This window comes from Modestobacter sp. VKM Ac-2978 (assembly GCF_026968025.1).
In the GTDB taxonomy this organism is placed as follows: Bacteria; Actinomycetota; Actinomycetes; order Mycobacteriales; family Geodermatophilaceae; genus Modestobacter.
Map to the genome: position 1 here is coordinate 163,653 of NZ_JAPVBP010000005.1, position 17,792 is coordinate 181,444.

Below are 17,792 nucleotides of genomic sequence, written 5' to 3' on the forward strand. Positions count from 1 at the left end.
GACAGGGGCCGGAGGACCGGCCGATGACGCTGACGATCGTCGTGGCCAGCACCCGTGCGGTCCGTGGAGGGCCGGTGGTCGCGGGGTGGTTCGCCGCGGTCGCCGGACGACGGGGTGACCTGCGCGTGGAGGTGCTGGACCTCGCCGAGGTGCGGCTCCCCGACGTGGGGTCGGCGGCCGGTGCGGGGGCCCCGTCGGCCGTCTCCACCCGGCTGCACCAGGCGGATGCGTTCGTGGTCGTGACGCCGGAGTACAACCACAGTTACCCGGGGCCGCTGAAGAACGCCATCGACACCTTCGACGCCGAGTGGCACGCCAAGCCGGTGGGCTTCGTCAGCTACGGCGGCATCTCCGGGGGGCTTCGGGCGGTCGAGCACCTGCGGCCGGTGTTCGCCGAGGTGCACGCCACGACCATCCGGGAGACGGTCAGCTTCGCCCACTACGGCGAGCTGTTCGACGAGGCCGGCCGGCTCCGGGCGCCGGAGCGGGCGACCGCCGCGGCCGAGCGCCTGCTGGACCAGCTGGTGTGGTGGGGGCAGGCGCTGCGCACCGCCCGCGACCGCGCGCCCTACGCCGCATGACCGGCGCCCCGGCCGATCGGCCGCGCGCCGCGATCGGCCCCGTCCCCGACGACGTCGCCGCGGCGGTCACCGCCGTCCTCGCCGGCATCCAGTCGGGCTTCAACGCCAAGACCCCCGGCACCTCGATGGGTGGCTTCCTCGCCGACGCGGTCTCCGTGTCCCCGGACGGACGGCGGACCAGCGGCGCGGACGAGCTCACCGAGTACCACCAGCACCGGCTGACCGGACCGGCACGGCACTGGCGCATCCAGCAGGAGGTCCAGCAGCTGGCCCTGGTGGACGAGGACACGGTGGTCGCCGACGTCCACCAGCGGATGCAGACCCCGGAGGGCGACTTCACCAACCGGGGGACCGCCGTCCTGGTCCGGCGCGCAGGGGAGTGGTGGATCGCCCGGTTCCACGACACCCGCGCCACCGGGGGCTGACCACGCCGTTCGGCTCAGCCGTCGTTCCCGCCCCCGGTGCCGTTCCCGCCGCCTTCGGTGCCGTTCCCGCCGCCCCCGGTGCCGGTCCCGCCGCCCCCGGTGCCGTTCCCGCCGCCCCCGGTGCCGCTCCCGTCGCCCTGGTCCGGCTCGTCCTCGTCGCCCTCGTCCGGCTCGTCCTCGTCGCCGTCGGTCGGGGTGAGCGTCGGGGCGGTGGTCGGTGCGGGTGGGGCGGTGGCGTAGGTGACCGTGACGACGGTGCCCTCGGCCAGCTCGCCGGCCGGGGTGACGGCGAGGACCTCGCCCTCGTCGGCGTCGGCCGTCTGCCGCGGGACGGCGCTGACGGACAGGTCGAGGCCGATCAGGTCGGCCTCGACGTCGCCGATCCGCCGGCCCAGGTAGTCGTCGGCGTCCACCTCGACCAGCACAGCACTGGGGGTGGTGGTCTCCTCGGTGGTGGGCGTGGTCGGGGACGTCTGCTCGGCGTTCGTCGTCGGTGTCGTGGTGGAGGTGTCCGTCCCGTCGTCGCCGAGCAGCTGGAACCCGGCGACGGCGACGGTGGCCGCGATGAGCACCGCGAGCAGCGGCAGCAGCAGTCGGCGGCGCCTGTCCTCCCGCTCCCGCTCGGGCCCCGGCCCGGCTGCGCCGGCACCGACGGCGCCCACCCCGGCAGCACCGGCACCCACCCCGGCAGCGCCCACCCAGGGGGTGGTCGCGGCCCCACCGACGGCCGGCATGACCCGCGTGCTCGGCGACTGTGCCGACATCCCGGCCGCGGGGAGCACCGTCGTCCGGTCGGTCTGCGGCAGGGGGCGCCCGGCGCGGACGTCGTCGATCGCGGTGCCGAAGGCGGCGCCGTCCGGGTAGCGCTGGGCCGGGTCCTTGACCATCGCGGCTGCGATCAGCTGGCGCACCGGGGCCGGGACGTCGTCCGGCAGGGGTGCGGCGGTGTCCCGGATCTGCATCAGCGCGACCTGCACCGAGCTCTCCGCGTCGAAGGCGTGGTGGCCGGCCAGGCACTCGTAGCCGACGATGCCGAGGGCGTAGACGTCGCTGGCCGCCGTGGCCCGGTCGCCCTGGGCCTGCTCGGGGGAGAGGTAGTGCGGGGTGCCGATGACCTGGCCGGTCTGGGTGAGCGGCACGCTGGAGCCGGAGACGGCGACCCCGAAGTCGGTGATCTTCACGGTGCCGTCGTCGCCGATCAGCACGTTGCCGGGCTTGACGTCGCGGTGGACGACGCCGGTGGCGTGTGCGGCGGCCAGGCCGGCGGCGCTCTGCCGCAGCACGTCGAGGGTGCGCTCGGGGCTCAGCCGGCCCTCGCGGCGCAGCAGCGCCGACAGCGACTCACCGCGCACCAGCTCCATCACCAGGTAGGCGAGGTGCTCGTCGCGCGGGCCGGCGGGTGGGATCTCGCCGTAGTCGAACAGGGTGGCGATGTTCGGGTGCACCAGGCGGGCGGCGAGCTGTGCCTCGGCTCGGAAGCGGGCCAGGAACGTCGGGTCGCCGGTGAACTCGCTGCGCAGCACCTTCACCGCGACGTCCCGCTCGAGCAACGTGTCGCGGGCCTGCCAGACCTGCCCCATGCCGCCGGTGGCGATCAGCGAGGTGAGCTCGTAGCGCCCGCCCAGGAGCTGACCGTCCGGGTGCATGTGGCTCCTCCCTGGTGCGCTGCCCGGGGCGTCCGGACGCCCCATCCCACCAAGTCGGGCCTGCGGTGGCGACCCCGGGCCCCCGATCAGGGGAGCCGGAGGCGCGGCCGCGGTGCCTCAGGCGGCGGGGGTCAGTGGTCCGGCCAGTTCGGCGGCCAGCTCGGTGAAGACCCGGCAGGTGACCTCCAGCTCGCGGCGCAGCGCGCCGATCACCGGGCCGGGAGTCGGCAGCTGCCCGGTGCGGGCGGCCTCCTCCAGGGTGGCGCAGAGCGCGGCCAGCGGGCCGGCGCCGAGGGTGGCCGCGCTGCCCCGCAGCTTGTGGGCGGTCTCCTCGACGGCGACGGCGTCCCCGGCGCGCAGCGCGTCCTCGACGGACATCAGGCCGTCGGGCGCCCAGCCGACGAAGGTGCTGAGCAGCTCGGCGTGCAGCCGGCGCTCGGTCTCGTCGTCGAGGTCCCAGAGGTCCTCGACGTGGTCGCGGACGGCCTCTCCGCGGGCGGCGGCGGTGTCCTCCAGGGCGGTGTCGATGGCCGCGGTCAGGGCGGTCATCGACACCGGCTTGGCGAGGTAGGCGGCGTTCAGTGCGGCGCCGGCGGCCACGTCACCGGGCAGGGCCCGGCCGCTGAGGAAGATCAGCGGCAGGTCGGCCCACACCGGGTCGCGCCGCAGGGCGGAGGCGAGGGACAGCCCACTGCCGCGGGCATGAACATGAGATCGGCATTCAGCCGCGGGTACCGCATCGGCGTCGAGGGAGTTCACCCCATGGGGGTCCGTCCCCGGTGGGGCCATGATCGCGCTCCTGCCCCCAGGAGGTGTGAGGCGGGGGCGGTGTGCACCAGTGCGGCGATCTCCCGCTCGACTTCCCGGCTGCCCGAGCTCAGGGGAGGCGGCACGTCGGTCGGGGGCCGGCTGGCGCACCCGATCGGGACGACGGTCCGGGGGCGTGCTGCAGCCGGGAAGGAGCTGTGGCCATGTCAGCCGCGCGGACGTGATGCAGACCACTGCTAGCAACATGCTTGCAAGAGTTAGCAGAGGGGTCTTTCGGGGCATGGTGAAGACATGGCCGACAACAAGAAGATCGTCAACCAGCTCCGCGCACTCTTGCTCCTCACCAAGACCGAGGAGCAGGTCGCGCGTACTCGGATCTCGCAGGCCCGGACCGACGCCGTCCGCCGCGAGCTCACGCAGAACGCCGACAACGCAGCGGCCCGCACCATCGAGATCACCGAGGCCCTCCGCTCCCTCGGCGGTGTCCCGGACGTCGTGACCCCGGCCCTCGGCCGGCTCTCCGCGACACTGAAGGCCACCTTCGAGCAGGCGGCTCCCATCGAGGAGGCGCTCCTGACCGACCTGTCGCTCGAGCACCAGCTGCTCGACCGCGCCACCTACGTCAAGGTCCTGGCCGAGCAGGCCAAGGAGACCCAGGTGCGCCGGCTGGCCGAGAAGCTCATCGGCGCCCACCAGGCGACGGTCGAGTGGCTGACCGTCGTCCTCGCCGAGGAGGCCCTCGGTGGCCCCGCGGCGCTCGTCGCGACCCCGGTCCAGAAGGTCGCCGGCGGTGTGGCCCGCGCGGTCAACGCCCCGGTCCGCTTCTGGACCTACACGGTCAACAACGCCGTCGACACCGTCCGGGACGCCGGTGAGGAGACCTCCGACCGGTTCTCCGCCGTGACCGACCGGGCGCAGCACCTCACCGACGCCGTCCGCGAGACGCTCACCGTCGGCCGCCGCGCCTCGCTGCGTCGCGCCGAGGAGATCGCCCGCCGCGAGGGCGACAAGGACGCCGCCGAGGCCGCCAAGTCCGCCCGCGAGGAGCTCGGCGACGTCTCCGCCGACGAGCTGCCGATCAAGGACTACGACCAGCTCTCCGTGAACGACGCCGTGAAGGCCATCAAGGGGCTCGAGGAGCCGCACGACATCCGCGTGGTCATCCGCTACGAGGAGGCCCACAAGAGCCGGTCGAGCCTGGTCAGCGCCGCGCAGACCCAGTTCGCCTCGCTCGCCAAGGAGGCCGTGGGCGTCGACGCCTGATCCCGCAGGACCATCGGAGGGTCCACACCCCGCTCGCCGGGGTGTGGACCTTCTCTGCGTCGCCGTGCCCGTTCCGTGGGGCCGCGCCCGGTCACGGGCTCGCGGCAGGCGCGACAACGGTGAGCCTGCTGCCCGCCGCAGGTGATGTGCGTCCCTGGCGGGTTCCCGGCCAGGAACCCGCCAGGACCGTGCACTGCCCGCAACGGCGCGGGGCCCCGGCGGGGCGTCAGGCCGGGGCGGGGGCGGTGTGCACGAGGTCGGCGATCTCCCGCTTGACCGCGTTGAAGGCCGGGCTGGTCACGTCGCGGTCGGTCAGGTCGACCGGGACGATCCGGCGGATGGAGCCGGGCACGCCGTGCGAGGCGCCCCCGGTCATCACCACGACCCGGTCGGCCAGGTAGACGGCCTCCTCGATCGAGTGGGTCACGAAGACCACCGTCGTCCGGGTGTCGACGTGGATGCGCTTGAGCTCGGCCTGCAGGTCGGCGCGGGTGAGCGCGTCCAGCGCGCCGAACGGCTCGTCCATCAGCAGCAGGGACGGGTCGTTGGCCAGCACCCGGGCGATCGCCACCCGCTGCTGCATGCCGCCGGACAGCTGGGCGGGGTACTTCGCCGCGAACCGGGTCAGCCCCACCGCGGCGATGAACCGGTCGGTGACCGCGGCGACCTCCGCCTTGGGCAGCTTCTTGCGGGCCGGGCCGTAGGCGACGTTCTCCCGCACCGACAGCCAGGGGAACAGGCCGTAGTCCTGGAAGACGACGCCGCGGTTCGGGGCCGGGGCCGGTGACCGGCATCCCGCCGACCTCGACGACGCCGCCGCTGGGCCGCTCGAAGCCGGCCAGGATGCGCAGCAGCGTGCTCTTGCCGCAGCCGCTCGCGCCGACCACGGCGACGAACTCACCGGAGGCGATCGTCAGGTCGACGTCGGCCATGGCGGCGACCCCGCCGGCGTAGACCTTGCTCAGGCCGGCGATGCGGACGTCGGCGGTGCGGCCGGCGGAGAGGTGTTGGGTGTCCATCGTCGGCTCCTACTTGATCAGCGGGCGGTCGCGGAACAGGACGCGGAAGACCAGCGTCAACAGCCGGTCGGAGAGGAAGCCGGCGACGGCGATGCAGATCATCCCGACGACGATCTGGTCGGTCTGCACGACGTCGCGGGCCAGGAAGATCGTCGAGCCGAGGCCGGTCGGGACGCCGGTGGTCTCGCTGAGCACGAGGATCACCCAGGCCAGTCCGAGACCCACCCGCATGCCGTTGACGATCGCCGGCGCGGCGGCCGGCAGCACCACCCGCAGCAGCGTGCCGACGCCGGAGGTGCCCAGCATCCGGGCGGCCTCCAGCAGGCGCTCGGGCACCTGCCGGGCGCCGCTGATGGTGCCCAGCACGATGGGGAAGAAGGCGGACAGCGTGATCAGGAAGATCGAGGCCTGGTCGCCGTAGCCGATGAGCAGGGCCACCAGCGGCACCCAGGCGGTCGCCGGGATCGGCCGGAACAGGTTGATCATCGGGTCGAACAGCGAGTTCGCGGTGCGGAACCGGCCCATCAGCACGCCGAGCGGCACGGCGATCAGCGTGGCCAGCGCGAAGCCGGAGACGACCCGCAGCGCGCTGGCCGGCAGGTCCTCCCAGAGCAGGCTGCTGAAGGCGTCGTCCCGGGTGCCGGCGACGTAGTTCACCAGCCCCGCGGCGACGTCGGCGGGGTAGGGGAGGAAGCCCATCCGGATGCCCAGCGGCAGTTCCCACTCCTGCGCCCGGCCGAGCTGCCAGAGCAGCAGGAACAGCAGCGGGACGGGCAGGCCGAGGAGGACGGTGCGCGCCCGGCCGCGGCCTGGCCGGCGCGGGGTGTCCGGGACCGTGGGGGCGGCGGCCGCAACGGGGACGGTGGCGACATCGGTGGTGGTCATGGGGGTCCTCTCCTCCCGCAGGGCGGGAGGGGCGGGGGGGGCCGGCGCACGTGCGCCGGCGCCCCGGGGGCTCAGGCGGACGGGGCGAAGGAGGTGTCGACGAGGTCGGCGGCGGTGGGGGCGGTGTCGATGACGTCGAGGGAGACCATCGCGTCGGCCAGCGCCTCGACCTGGGTCTGGTACTCCTCGCTCAGGTCGGCGCGCAGCCAGAAGTTGTCCAGCGCGGACTCGAACACGTCCTGGTCGCCACCGAACTCGGCGACCATCTCCGGCAGCCACTCGTCGATGTTGTCGGCCATGTACTCGGTGGTCGCTGCGTGCGTGTCGACCACCGCCTGCACCAGCTCGGGGTCCTCCTCGATCAGGGCACCGGTGGTGGTCAGGCCGAGGTTCACCCGACCGATCGGGGTCGCGTAGGGGTCGGTGAGCTCGGAGGCGCCGGCCGCGGTGGCGAGCGAGACGGCGATCTCGGTGCCGAAGAAGGCGTCGATCGACCCGCTGCCGAGAGCCGAGGCCATCTCCGGCGGCGGGACGGCGATCAGCTCCACGCTGCTCGGGTCGATGCCGTTCTCCTCCAGGATCAGCCGCATCGCGATCTCCGGGGCGCTGCCCTGGATGTAGCCGACCGTCTGCCCTTCCAGGTCGGCCACGGTCTCGACGCCCTCACCGCCGATGAAGCCGAAGCCGCCGTCGGCCGCGGAGGCGACCAGGGTGATGTCGCGGTCCTGGGCGACCGAGGCGATGGTCGCGACGACGCCGGTGATCGAGAAGTCGACGTCGCCGGAGATGACCGCGTCGGTCAGCGAGGGTGCGGTGTCCAGGACGACGACCTCGAACTCCACGCCCTCGGGGGCGTACTCGTCGTAGAGGAACGGGGCGTAGAAGTGCGGCTGGCCGCGCAGGGTCCCGATCGTGACGGTCTGGGTGCCCCCGTCGTCACTGCCGCCGGCCTCGGCGGAGTCGGCCGAACAGGCAGCCAGCGCCAGGACGGTGGTGGCTGCGACGGTGCCGGCGATCGCGCGCCGGACGAGCTGGGGGCTCATGGGTCTCCTTCGAGGCCGACGTGGCCGGCCGCCGAACGCGGGGCGGCGGGCGGACGAAGAGCGCGCTGTGCGTTCTCGAGGGCGACTTCACCCTCCCCGTGTGCGGCAGCGGTGTCCGAGACGTGACGGTGCCGTTACGTGGTGTCCCGGCGGTCGGAGATGTCTCACAGTCGCTGACCGGTACCGGCTCGGTCGTCGGCGACCGATAGCTCATCTGGTCGTTCTGCGAGAGGAATCCCCGGATGAGGTCCCGCCCCCGTTCTGCCGGCGATCGGTTGGCCGTACTGGCCGGCGCCCGGCTCGATCTGCTGCGGGTCGCCCCCGGCGCCCGTTCCAAGTACGTCGCCCTCGGTGGCGTGCTGGTCAGCACCGGTGCGCTGGCCGCGCTGTCGATGGCGTTCGCCGTGCACATGGCGCTGGGCGCCTGGTGGTGGCTCGCCGTCCTGATCGGTCTGGGCTGGGGGCTGGTGATCCTCAACCTCGACCGGATGCTGCTGGTCGGGATGGGTCACGATTCGTCCTGGTGGCGCAACGTGGGGCTGGCGGTGCCGCGGCTGGCGCTGGCCGTCGTCCTCGGCACGGTCATCTCGACGCCGCTGACGCTGCAGGTGTTCAGCAAGGAGGTCGACGCCACGATCGTGACGCTGCAGGCGGAGGCGGCGGAGCAGTTCACCGACGAGCTGGACGCCGACGCCCGGTACGCGCAGATCCCGGTGCTCACCCAGTCGATCGCCGACGACCAGGCCGTGGTCGCCAGCGGCGGCGCGACCGACCCGAACACCGATCCGCGGGTGGCGGCGGCGCAGGCCGAGCGGGACAGCAAGAAGGCCGTCTACGACGCGGCGTCGGGCCGGTACGACGAGCTGCAGGCCAAGGCGCAGTGCGAGCTCGACGGCACCTGCGGGTCCGGCGACGAGGGCCAGGGCGCGGCGTACTTCGCCGCGTCGGCGGCGGCCGGTCAGCAGGCGGCGGTGCGGGAGACGGCGAAGGCCGAGCTGGACGCCGCCGAGGCGGCGCTGCTGCAGACCCGCACCACGGCCGAGAAGGACGCCGTCGGTGCCGCGGCCCGCAGCGTGGCGCTGGCCAAGGCCGCGCTGGTGACCGACCAGGCCGAACTCAGCCGGCTGACCGACGCGCGACTGGCCGAGCAGGCCGCGTTCGACGCGGAGAACAGCCAGAGCGACGGCATCCTGGCCCGGCTCGAGGCGATCGACCGGCTGTCGGAGGAGCGGCCGATGGCGCACCTGGCTCACGTGATGCTCTTCCTGCTGTTCCTCAGCGTGGAGATCCTCCCGGTGCTGATGAAGACGCTGCTGAACTTCGCCCCGCCGATGGCCTACGACCGGCTGGTCAAGGTGCGTGACGACGAGGAGGTCGAGGCGGAGGAGATCCGGCGCGACGGCCGGCAGCGGGCGCAGCAGGCCCGGGCCGACCTGATCGTGGCGGCCGAGACCGACCGGATCGCCCGGGAGATCCTGGACCGCGACCTCGCCGCCCGCGAGGAGGCAGCCCGGGCGGCCGAGCGCAAGGCCCGCCGCAAGGAGGCCCGTTCGCTGCGCGGCCTGCTGCGGCGGATCGCACCCGGCCGCGGCGGCGCCCAGCCGGAGGTCTTCGAGCCGGCCCTCGAGCCGATCGAGCCGACGCTGGACACCGGCGAGCTCGAGGCGATGATGGCCGCGCCGTCGGGCGTGAGCCTGTTCGGGACGACGGCGGTGCCGGCGCCCCGGCCGGCCGCCGAGCTGCTGCAGCCGGTGACCGAGGACCGCTGATCCCTCCTGCTCCACCTGACCGCCGATCCGGGTCCGCCCGGGTCGGCGGTCTGCGTCTCCCGGGCGGGTGACCGCGCTCACTCCTTCGGGGGAAGGACGGTTTGGGCGATCATGTTGTGCACCATTCATCGGGGGTGATGAACAGCGTCGTTCCCGCGCCCGGCCGCACCGCCCCGGCCTCCATCGCCGACCTGCTGGACCAGTACACCGCCCCGGCGCTGGCGCTTGCCCGGCGGATCCTGGTCGACGAGCGGCTCGCCGAGGACGTCGTCCAGGAGGCCTTCGTCGCCTACTGGCGCGACCCGGCCGCGTTCGACGGGGCCCGGGGCCCGTTCCGCTCCTGGTTCCTGGCGCTGGTGCACCACAAGGCGGTGGACGCCGTCCGGCACGAGTCCTCGCAGCAGCGTCGGCTGGACGCGGTGGCGGAGCGGTTCCGGGACGAGTCCCCGCTCGACGTCGCCGAGCTGGTCGCCGGCCGGATGGCCGACGCCCGGGTGCGCACGGCCCTGGCGGAGCTGCCCGCGGTGCAGCGTGAGGCGCTGGTGCTGGCCTACTGGGGTGGCTACACGCAGCGGGAGATCGCCCAGTGCACCGGCGCTCCGCTGGGCACGGTGAAGACCCGGATGATGGTCGGCATGCGGCGGCTGCAGAACGGGCTGACCGCCGTCGTCCCGGGGCTGGCGGTCCGGCCCGGCACCCCGCCGGTCGCCACCGCGCCACGGCCGGTCGACCGCTGAGCCCGGTCTGATCTGATCGCGCCATGCCGTCGCCCGGGGTGCCGTTGGAGAAGCTGGGTTTCCTGACCATCGGCCTGTTCGACGAGGCCGACCCACGCGGCGGGCACGAGTCGACGCTGCGGGTGATCGAGCTGGGGGAGCAGCTGGGCTTCGACAGCGCGTGGCTGCGCAACCGGCACCTGCAGTACGGCATCTCCTCCCCGGTCGCGGTGCTGGCGGCGGCCACCCAGCGCACGTCCCGGATCGAACTGGGGACGGCGGTGATCCCGCTGGCGTGGGAGAACCCGCTGCGGCTGGCCGAGGACCTCGCGACCGTCGACGTGCTCAGCGGCGGCCGGCTCAACCCGGGCTTCTCCGTCGGCCCGCCGATGCACTGGGACGACGTCCGGGCCGCGCTGTACCCCGACACCGCCGACGTGGAGGACTTCACCTACGAGCGGGTGGCCCGGCTGCTGCGCTTCATCGAGGGCGCGCCGGCGTCGTCCTTCGCCGGCCGGGAGGGCGTGGTGGAGGAGTGGTCGGACCGGGTGCAGCCGCACTCGCCGGGGCTGCGGTCGCGGCTCTGGTACGGCGGCGCGTCGCTGCGGTCGGCGGCCTGGGCCGGGGAGAACGGGCTGAACTTCCTGACCTCGTCGGTGGTGAAGGCGGAGTCGACCGAGGACTTCGCCACCGAGCAGGCCGGCCAGCTGCAGGCCTTCAAGGCCGCGCATCCGGCCGGGCGGGTGTCGCAGGGCCTGGTGGTCATCCCAACCGACTCGGCGACCCCGGAGCAGCGGGAGAGGTACGCCGCTTACGTCGAGGCCCGGCTGCCGCGGACGGCGACCCCGCAGGGCCCGGCCCGGCTGATGTTCGCCCCCGACCTGGTCGGGACGTCGGAGCAGATCGCCGAGCAGCTGTACGCCCACGCCGGCTTCCGCGAGGTGACCGAGGTGGTCTTCGCACTGCCGTTCAGCTTCGAGCACGACGACTACGTGCAGATCCTCACCGACATGGCTCAGCACCTCGGCCCGGCGCTGGGCTGGTCGCCGACCGCCTGACCGTCGCCTCTCACTCGCGGGAGGGGAATCGGGGGCTTCCCGGGCGTGATTCGCTGAAGTTCCGGAACCCGGCGTTCGATCACCTTGCATGCGGATCGGTCGGATGGCGCCTGAGCTGGCCACCCCCCGCGTGGTGGCCCGGACCGCCGGGCTGCTGACCGCGGTCGGCGGGCTGGCGGCGGTCGCCCTGGTGCTGGGCACCCCGGGCGGGCTGGCCGTCTACGACCCCGCCGTCCTCACCCTCGCGCCGGTCACCACGGTGCTCGGCCTCGCGGTCATGCGCTGGGGCAGCCGGGTGCCGATGGCCTCCTACCGCTGGTTGCTGGCCCTGGGGTCGGCCGGCATCGGGGTGTTCGCGATGGCCTCGCCGTCGGCCACCGGCGCGGTGGCCGTGCTGGCGCTGATGGCGTTCGCGTCGATGAACTCCTTCCTCTTCTTCCCGCTGGTGTGGGCCGTCGGCTTCCTGGGCGAGCTGCTGGTCATCGGCACGATCGTGGTGGTGCTGCGCGGTGACGTGCCGGCCGGACCTGCCGCCGTCCTCGGCCTGCTCGTGCTCGGCTCGGCCGGGGCCATCGGCGTCCTGGCGCGCCGGGCGGCCAGCGCCCAGGAGGACGCGCTGACCGGGCTGGTGAACCGGCGGGGGTTCGACGAGGCACTGGACGTTGCGGTGCGCGGTGCGCTGCGCGTCGGTGAGCCGCTGTCGGCGGCGCTGTTCGACCTGGACCACTTCAAGGCGGTCAACGACTCACGGGGGCACGCGGCCGGCGACGAGCTGCTGCGGACCGTGGCGGCCACCTGGGCACCGATGCTGCCGCCCGGCGCCGTCCTCGCCCGGCACGGTGGCGACGAGTTCTCCCTGCTGCTGCCCGGGCTGGACGGCGAGGCGGCCTTGGCCGCCGCGGAGCGGCTGCGTGCTGCGCTGCCGCGGATCGGCACGTCCGTCGGGGTGGCGGCGATGGAGCCGGAGGACTCACCGGCCGCGCTGATGCGGCGGGCGGACTCGGCGCTGTACCGGGTCAAGTCGCTGGGCCGCGGGCGCAGCGAGCTGGACGCCGGCGGCCGGAGCCCGCTGGGCCGGGACCTGGCGGCCGCGCTGGCCGACCCCGTCGGCGGCGGGCTGTCCGTGCACTTCCAGCCGATCGTGACGCTGGCGGACGGCGAGGTGGCCGGCGTCGAGGCGCTGGTGCGCTGGACCCATCGCGAGCGCGGGCCGGTGACCCCGATGGAGTTCGTCCCGGTCGCCGAGCGGGAGGGGCTGATCGGGGAGCTGGGGGCGGTCGTCTGGGCGGCGGCGTGCCGGGACGCGCGGACTTTGTGCGAGGCGACCGGCCGACGGCTGTTCCTGACGGTCAACGTGTCCGGCCTGGAGCTGGACGACGAGGCGTTCCCGGCCCGGGTGCTGGCCACGCTGGCCGAGACCGGCTGGCCGGCCGAGCGGACCGTGGTCGAGGTGACCGAGAGCCTGGTCGAGGCGGAGTCGACCCGCTCGGTGCGCGCGCTGCACGTGCTGCGGGAGCACGGGCTTCAGGTCGCCATCGACGACTTCGGCACCGGCTACTCGGCGCTGGCCCGGCTGGACACGCTGCCCACCGACTACCTGAAGCTGGACAACTCGTTCGTCTCCACGATCACCACGTCCAGCCGGCGCGGCCGGCTGCTGCGCAGCGTGATGGCGCTGGCCGACGCGCTGGAGCTGATCTTGGTCGCCGAGGGCGTGGAGACGGTCGAGCAGGCCCGGGCGCTCACCGAGCTGGGCTGTCCACTGGCGCAGGGGTGGCTGTTCGGTCGGCCGCAGCCGGTGGCGGAGCTGATCGCGGCGCTGCGGCCGGTGGCGGCCTGACCGGGCCGGGGAGGCGCGGTCTACTGTCGACCACAAAGCGGACAACCTGATCCGTTTCCTTGGTCGAGGAGACCCGCATGACCACAGTCCTGCTCGCCGGCGCCAGTGGTGACCTCGGTGCCCGCATGATCCGGGCCCTGGTCGCGAAGGGGGCCGACGTCCGGGCGCTGGTGCGCACCGGCGCCGGCCCGGAGAAGACCGCGCGGCTGGCCGGGCTCGGCGCCACCGTCGTCGAGGCCGACCACGACGACCCGGCCGACCTGCGGCGGGTGAGCGAGGGGGCCGACGTCGTCCTCTCCACCCTCAACGGGCTGCGGGACGTGATGGTCGGCGTGCAGACCCGGCTGCTGGAGGCCGCGGTGGCCGCCGGCGTCCCGCGGTTCATCCCCTCGGACTTCTCCGCCGACTACCGGCGCGTGGCGCCCGGTTCCAACCGGAACTTCGAGCTTCGCCGGGACTTCGCCCGGGTGCTGGACCGTACCCCGATCCGGGGGACGTCGGTGCTCAACGGCGCCTTCGCCGACATGCTCACCGGCCAGGCGCCGATCGTGCTGTCCGGCCGGGACCGGGTCCTGTACTGGGGCGACGCCGACCAGCCGCTGGACTTCACCACCAAGGACGACACCGCGGCGTTCACCGCGGACGCCGCCCTGGACGACGCCGCCCCGCGGTACCTGGAGGTCGCCGGCGACACCGTCACCGCCCGAGAGCTGGCGGCGACGATGACCGAGCTGACCGGGCGGCGGTTCCGGCCGACCTGGGCCGGCACGCCCGGCCTGATCGCCGGGATGGCGAAGGTGGGTCGAGCGGTGTCCCGGGACGACGAGGCGCCCTTCCCGGTGTGGCAGGGGATGCAGTACCTGCACAGCATGTTCAGCGGGGACGCCGAGCTCGGGCCGCTGGACAACGACCGCTACGGTCCGCGGAACTGGACGACGGCACGGGAGGTGCTCGCCGCGCGATGACCGGAACGACGCCGCTGCGCCGGGACGCCGCGGCTAACCGGGAGCGCGTCCTCGCCGCCGCGCGGCGGCTGTTCGCCGAGACCGGCCGGGCCGTCACGCACAACGAGGTGGCGCGGGCCGCCGACGTCGGCGTGGGCACGGTCTACCGGCGCTTCCCGACCCGCGAGGACCTGATGCTGGCCCTGTTCGAGGACCAGCTCGCCCTCGTCGGCCGGCTCGCCGACGAGGCGCTCGCGGCCGACGACCCGGGCGAGGGGTTGCGGCGGTTCCTGGTGCAGGTGGTGGAGCTGCAGGCCGGCGACCGGGGGCTGCAGGAGTTCATGCTCGGGCCGCAGGCGCGGGCCCGGGCCGGGGCGGCGACGTCCCGGATCGCACCGGTGGTCGGGGCGCTGCTGGACCGGGCGAAGGAGCGCGGGCAGGTGCGGCCGGAGGTGACCGCGCTGGACGTCGCGCTGATCCCGGTGATGGTCGGCGAGGTCACCACCCGGTCGCGGGACGTCGCCCCGGAGATCTGGCGGCGGGTGGTGACGATCGCGCTGGACGGCCTGCGCCCGACCGACGGCGAGCTGCCCGGGCCGCCGCTGACGCCGGCGCAGTTCGAGGAGGTCGTCAGCCGGGGGCGCTGAGCCCGCTCAGGTGACGGGCTCGGCGACCCAGTGGCCGGTGTGCGCGAAGTCCTCGGTGGCCGGGTGCTGGCAGGTGGGGCACGGCTCGGTGGTCAGGGTGCCCTCCTCGGTCAGCCGCTTGCGGAGTCGGCGCATCGAGGTCTCGCCGCCGTTGAGGTCGGCGAGCCAGCTGTTCAGCGCGTCGTCGGATCGGGTGCTCATGCAACCGGTACTCGGCAGTCCGCGCCCCGGCCGTGACCGTGCGACGCGCCACGGGAACCCGCCGCACCGCGGCCGGAACCTCATCGGTTAGACAGTGACCCATGACCGAGGCGACGACGAAGAACGACGCTGGCTGGCTCTCCGGTGAGGAGATGGACGCCGCGCGCGAGCGGCTGCCCATCCTCTACATCGACGCGGTGCCGGTGCGGGTCGACGACCAGGGCGTGGTGACCTCGGTCGGTCTGCTGCTGCGGGCCGGCAGCGACGGGCTGGTCAAGCGGGCGCTGGTGTCCGGTCGGGTGCTGTACCACGAGCGGGTGCGGTCGGCGCTGCTCCGGCACCTGGAGAAGGACCTCGGGCCGCTCGCGCTGCCCCGGGTGCCGCCCGCCCCGCAGCCGTTCACCATCGCCGAGTACTTCCCGACGCCGGGGGTGACGCCGTTCCACGACCCGCGGCAGCACGCGGTGTCGTTGGCCTACGTCGTCCCGGTGGAGGGTGACTGCGCGCCGCAGCAGGACGCACTGGAGCTGACCTGGTTCACCCCGCAGGAGGCCCGGGAGCCAGCGCTGCTGGCCGAGCTGGCCAACGGGCAGAGCCACCTGCTGCTGCAGGCCCTGGCACATCTGGGGGTTTGAGGTCTCACCTCGCCCGGGACGTGAGACCGCCGAGGAGCTCGGCCCGCACCGGGTGGTAGCCAACGCCGTGAGCCGGGCACCTGCGAGCGCCGCCACAGTCGATCTCCCGGGTGTGGGCGTCCTCGCTGCGTAGCCTTCGACGTCGGCAACGAGGGGGTCCAGCCGTGCGTGCTCGAGTGCTGCGACAGGTCGCAGTGGCAGTGGGGGCGGTGGCCTGCCTGGTCGGGACGGTTTCCTGCTCGTCGTCGGCCACGTCGGCCACGTCGGATGAGTCGGCCTTATCGGCCTCGCCGCTGCCGGCCGGCGCCGGGAGCTACTTGGCGTTGGGTGACTCGCTGCCGTTCGGTGCCCGCGACGGCGAGTCCGACGAGGTGTACGCCGACGCGGCGAACTTCGTCGGCTATCCCGAACTGGTCGGACAGGCCCGTGGGCTGCAGGTCCTCAATGCTGCCTGCCCGGGGGAGACGACGGACAGCGCTGGGCATGGTCGGGCGAGGGACGGCGGCTGTCCCTACCGGGAGTCCTGGCCGTTGCACGTCGAGTACGAGTCGGCCGCCGAGTCGCAGCTGGAGTACGCGGTGCGGACGCTGCAGCAGGAGGACGACGTCGAGCTGGTGACCGTGCAGCTCGGGGCCAACGACCTGCTGCAGTGCCGGGAGAACACCTCGGACACCTGCGCGTCGGAGCTGGGCGCCCTGGCGGACACGGTGCAGGCCAACCTCTCCACCCTGCTGGGCAGGCTCCGGGACGACGGCGGCTACGACGGGCCGATCGTGATGGTCACCTACTACGCGGTCGACTACGCCGACGCGCCGGGGGTGGCGCAGATGCGTGCGCTGAACGACGGCATCACCGCGGCGGCGGAGGCGCACGGCGCCGCCGTGGCCAGCGGCTTCGATGCCTTCCAGCCGGTGGCGGCGGAGTCGGGCGGGGACGCGACGGACGCCGGACTGGTGCTGCCGAACGACATCCACCCGACTCGGGAGGGTCAGCAGCTCGTGGCCGACGCCGTGCAGGCCGCGGTCCCGGACTGACCGCCCGACGACGGCCGCCCTCCAGGTCGCTGGCGGCGGCCATGGCGGGGATCGCGGCCCGGTGTTCGCGCGCTGCCCCAGCGCGACGCGGTCAGCGTTCGCGGACGAGGAGCGGCTGGCCAACGGGCAGGGCCACCTGCTGCTGCAGGCCCTGGCCCACCTCGGCGTCTAGTTCCTCGTTCTCAGCCGGCAGCTCGGCGGCGTCCGGCGCGGGCAGCGAAGGCGTCCACCGCGGTGAGCACCTCGGCTGCCTGCCAGAGCCGATTGCGGGCCCGGCCGGTGAACTCGGTGACCAATCCGGCGGCCACGAGCGGCTCGAGGGCACGCAGGGCGTTGCCGGGGGAGACGCCGAGCTCGCGGGCGATGGTGGCGGCGTCGAGCACGGGCTGGCGCACGAGCAGGTCCGCCACGCGCCAGGCCGCCGAATCGCGGCGAGCGATGACGACGTCGTCCCAGCGGGCGCGCACCTGGTGCAGGTCGGCGACCAGGTGTCGGGCGTTGACCACGGCGGACAGCGCGCCGGTGGCCAGGGCGGACACGATCGGGTCGATGTCGCCCTCGCGGTAGGCGGTGAGCGCCGCGAAGTAGCCGTCGATCTCACTGAGCAGGCCGGCAGAGACCGGGACCGTGACGGCGCGGGTGAGCTCGTACCGGCGCAGCAGTGCGTGGATCAGCGCCCGTCCGGTACGGCCGTTGCCGTCGGGGAAGGGGTGGATCGTCTCGAACTGGGCGTGGCTGACTGCGGCGAGCACCAGCACCGGGACGTCCTCCCGGTGTGTGAAGGCGACCAGGTCGTCGATCAGCGCCGGCACGTCGTCGGCGACCGGCGGGATGAAGGCCGCGCCGTGCGGCCCGTAGGAGTCCCCACCGATCCAGACCTGGTCGGTGCGCCACCGTCCGGAGATGGTGGGTTCGACCTCGTCGAGCAGGGCGGCGTGCATCGCCAGGATCGTGCTCGGGCTCAGGTCGCCGGCCAGGTCGAGTGCTGCCCGCATCGCCCGGACGTTGCCGAGGATGGATGCTGCATTGCGGCTGGTGCCGTTCCCGAGCTCGGCGACGGCGATGGCCCGGGCGCCGGCGGTGAGCTGCTCGATCTGCGAGGAGGACGCCGATTCACCGCGGAGCAGGACGGTGGCGAACGGGGCGATCTCGCCGCCGAGCTCGGCATCGAACCGGGCGATCTCCCGAGAGGCCTCGTCGGCCAGCGCCGAGGTGGCCGCGTCGAGGCTGGGCATCGCGGTGGCGATCTGCGGGATCACGGCTGCCCGGTAGGGACCCGAGTGGCGCAGTCGAACCGACCGGGGGGCGGCGTCGGACG

Annotated in this window: 18 protein-coding genes and 1 pseudogene; 11 read left to right on the forward strand and 8 right to left on the reverse strand. The window is 73.9% G+C overall.

Going from position 1 to position 17,792, the window contains the following annotated elements; translation table 11 throughout:
• The first annotated feature begins 23 nt into the window (after positions 1 to 23).
• Positions 24 to 581 carry an NADPH-dependent FMN reductase gene (locus O2W53_RS14020; protein ID WP_269163661.1) on the forward strand — a complete coding sequence of 186 codons (558 nt, stop codon included), beginning with the start codon at positions 24 to 26 and terminating at the stop codon, positions 579 to 581.
• Positions 578 to 1,006: an SgcJ/EcaC family oxidoreductase gene (locus tag O2W53_RS14025; protein ID WP_269163662.1), complete on the forward strand. Its 429-nt coding sequence runs from the start codon at positions 578 to 580 to the stop codon at positions 1,004 to 1,006. The genes O2W53_RS14020 and O2W53_RS14025 overlap by 4 nt, the downstream gene beginning before the upstream one ends.
• Positions 1,007 to 1,020: 14 nt before the next feature.
• Here O2W53_RS14025 and O2W53_RS14030 read toward each other — a convergent pair whose 3' ends face one another.
• Together O2W53_RS14030 and O2W53_RS14035 are read right to left on the reverse strand one after the other, a co-directional pair.
• Positions 1,021 to 2,652, reverse strand: coding sequence for a protein kinase domain-containing protein (locus tag O2W53_RS14030; protein WP_269163663.1), 1,632 nt, complete (start codon positions 2,650 to 2,652; stop codon positions 1,021 to 1,023).
• A gap of 117 nt (positions 2,653 to 2,769) precedes the next feature.
• Positions 2,770 to 3,411 carry a sensor histidine kinase gene (locus O2W53_RS14035; protein ID WP_269163664.1) on the reverse strand — a complete coding sequence of 214 codons (642 nt, stop codon included), beginning with the start codon at positions 3,409 to 3,411 and terminating at the stop codon, positions 2,770 to 2,772.
• Positions 3,412 to 3,711: 300 nt separating this feature from the next.
• Here O2W53_RS14035 and O2W53_RS14040 point away from each other — a divergent pair, with 300 nt between their 5' ends.
• Positions 3,712 to 4,683 carry a ferritin-like domain-containing protein gene (locus O2W53_RS14040; RefSeq protein WP_269163665.1) on the forward strand — a complete coding sequence of 324 codons (972 nt, stop codon included), beginning with the start codon at positions 3,712 to 3,714 and terminating at the stop codon, positions 4,681 to 4,683.
• A 226-nt stretch (positions 4,684 to 4,909) separates the two neighbouring features.
• Here the strand turns inward: O2W53_RS14040 and O2W53_RS14045 are convergent, their stop codons facing one another.
• The 4 genes and pseudogenes from O2W53_RS14045 to O2W53_RS14055 form a co-directional block, all read right to left on the reverse strand.
• Positions 4,910 to 5,404: an ABC transporter ATP-binding protein gene (locus O2W53_RS14045; protein ID WP_269163666.1), complete on the reverse strand. Its 495-nt coding sequence runs from the start codon at positions 5,402 to 5,404 to the stop codon at positions 4,910 to 4,912.
• Positions 5,405 to 5,522: 118 nt separating this feature from the next.
• Positions 5,523 to 5,702: pseudogene (locus O2W53_RS23925) on the reverse strand (ATP-binding cassette domain-containing protein); the annotation flags it as partial.
• A gap of 9 nt (positions 5,703 to 5,711) precedes the next feature.
• Positions 5,712 to 6,587 (reverse strand): ABC transporter permease, encoded by an 876-nt coding sequence (locus O2W53_RS14050; RefSeq protein ID WP_269163667.1) that lies wholly within the window; start codon positions 6,585 to 6,587, stop codon positions 5,712 to 5,714.
• A 71-nt stretch (positions 6,588 to 6,658) separates the two neighbouring features.
• Positions 6,659 to 7,630, reverse strand: a complete 972-nt coding sequence (locus tag O2W53_RS14055; RefSeq protein WP_269163668.1) for an ABC transporter substrate-binding protein — start codon at positions 7,628 to 7,630, stop codon at positions 6,659 to 6,661.
• Between the two features lie 242 nt (positions 7,631 to 7,872).
• Between O2W53_RS14055 and O2W53_RS14060 the strand changes: the two genes are divergently transcribed.
• From O2W53_RS14060 to O2W53_RS14085, 6 genes are all read left to right on the forward strand, one after another.
• Entirely contained in the window at positions 7,873 to 9,399 is a 1,527-nt protein-coding gene (locus tag O2W53_RS14060; RefSeq protein ID WP_269163669.1) for a DUF4407 domain-containing protein, read from the forward strand.
• Between the two features lie 137 nt (positions 9,400 to 9,536).
• Positions 9,537 to 10,136 carry a sigma-70 family RNA polymerase sigma factor gene (locus O2W53_RS14065; protein WP_269163670.1) on the forward strand — a complete coding sequence of 200 codons (600 nt, stop codon included), beginning with the start codon at positions 9,537 to 9,539 and terminating at the stop codon, positions 10,134 to 10,136.
• A gap of 23 nt (positions 10,137 to 10,159) precedes the next feature.
• A complete protein-coding gene (locus tag O2W53_RS14070; protein WP_269163671.1) occupies positions 10,160 to 11,173 on the forward strand; it encodes an LLM class flavin-dependent oxidoreductase in 1,014 nt (337 codons plus the stop codon).
• An 88-nt stretch (positions 11,174 to 11,261) separates the two neighbouring features.
• Positions 11,262 to 13,013, forward strand: a complete 1,752-nt coding sequence (locus O2W53_RS14075) for a putative bifunctional diguanylate cyclase/phosphodiesterase (protein WP_269163672.1) — start codon at positions 11,262 to 11,264, stop codon at positions 13,011 to 13,013.
• Positions 13,014 to 13,090: 77 nt separating this feature from the next.
• A complete protein-coding gene (locus tag O2W53_RS14080) occupies positions 13,091 to 13,978 on the forward strand; it encodes an NmrA family NAD(P)-binding protein (RefSeq protein ID WP_269163673.1) in 888 nt (295 codons plus the stop codon).
• On the forward strand, positions 13,975 to 14,604 hold the full coding sequence (locus O2W53_RS14085) for a TetR/AcrR family transcriptional regulator (protein WP_269163674.1): 630 nt from the start codon (positions 13,975 to 13,977) through the stop codon (positions 14,602 to 14,604). Before O2W53_RS14080 ends, O2W53_RS14085 begins: the two co-directional genes overlap by 4 nt.
• 6 nt (positions 14,605 to 14,610) lie before the next feature.
• On the opposite strand, the gene O2W53_RS14090 is transcribed toward O2W53_RS14085, so the two are convergent.
• Positions 14,611 to 14,805, reverse strand: a complete 195-nt coding sequence (locus tag O2W53_RS14090; protein ID WP_269163675.1) for a hypothetical protein — start codon at positions 14,803 to 14,805, stop codon at positions 14,611 to 14,613.
• Positions 14,806 to 14,906: 101 nt separating this feature from the next.
• On the opposite strand from O2W53_RS14090, the gene O2W53_RS14095 reads away from it, so the two are divergent.
• Complete coding sequence (locus tag O2W53_RS14095) at positions 14,907 to 15,440, forward strand: NUDIX hydrolase family protein (RefSeq protein ID WP_269163676.1); 534 nt, start codon at positions 14,907 to 14,909, stop codon at positions 15,438 to 15,440.
• A gap of 323 nt (positions 15,441 to 15,763) precedes the next feature.
• A complete protein-coding gene (locus O2W53_RS14100; RefSeq protein ID WP_269163677.1) occupies positions 15,764 to 16,474 on the forward strand; it encodes an SGNH/GDSL hydrolase family protein in 711 nt (236 codons plus the stop codon).
• A gap of 182 nt (positions 16,475 to 16,656) precedes the next feature.
• Here O2W53_RS14100 and O2W53_RS14105 read toward each other — a convergent pair whose 3' ends face one another.
• Positions 16,657 to 17,733, reverse strand: a complete 1,077-nt coding sequence (locus tag O2W53_RS14105; protein ID WP_269163678.1) for a Fic family protein — start codon at positions 17,731 to 17,733, stop codon at positions 16,657 to 16,659.
• Between the last annotated feature and the right edge of the window lie 59 nt (positions 17,734 to 17,792).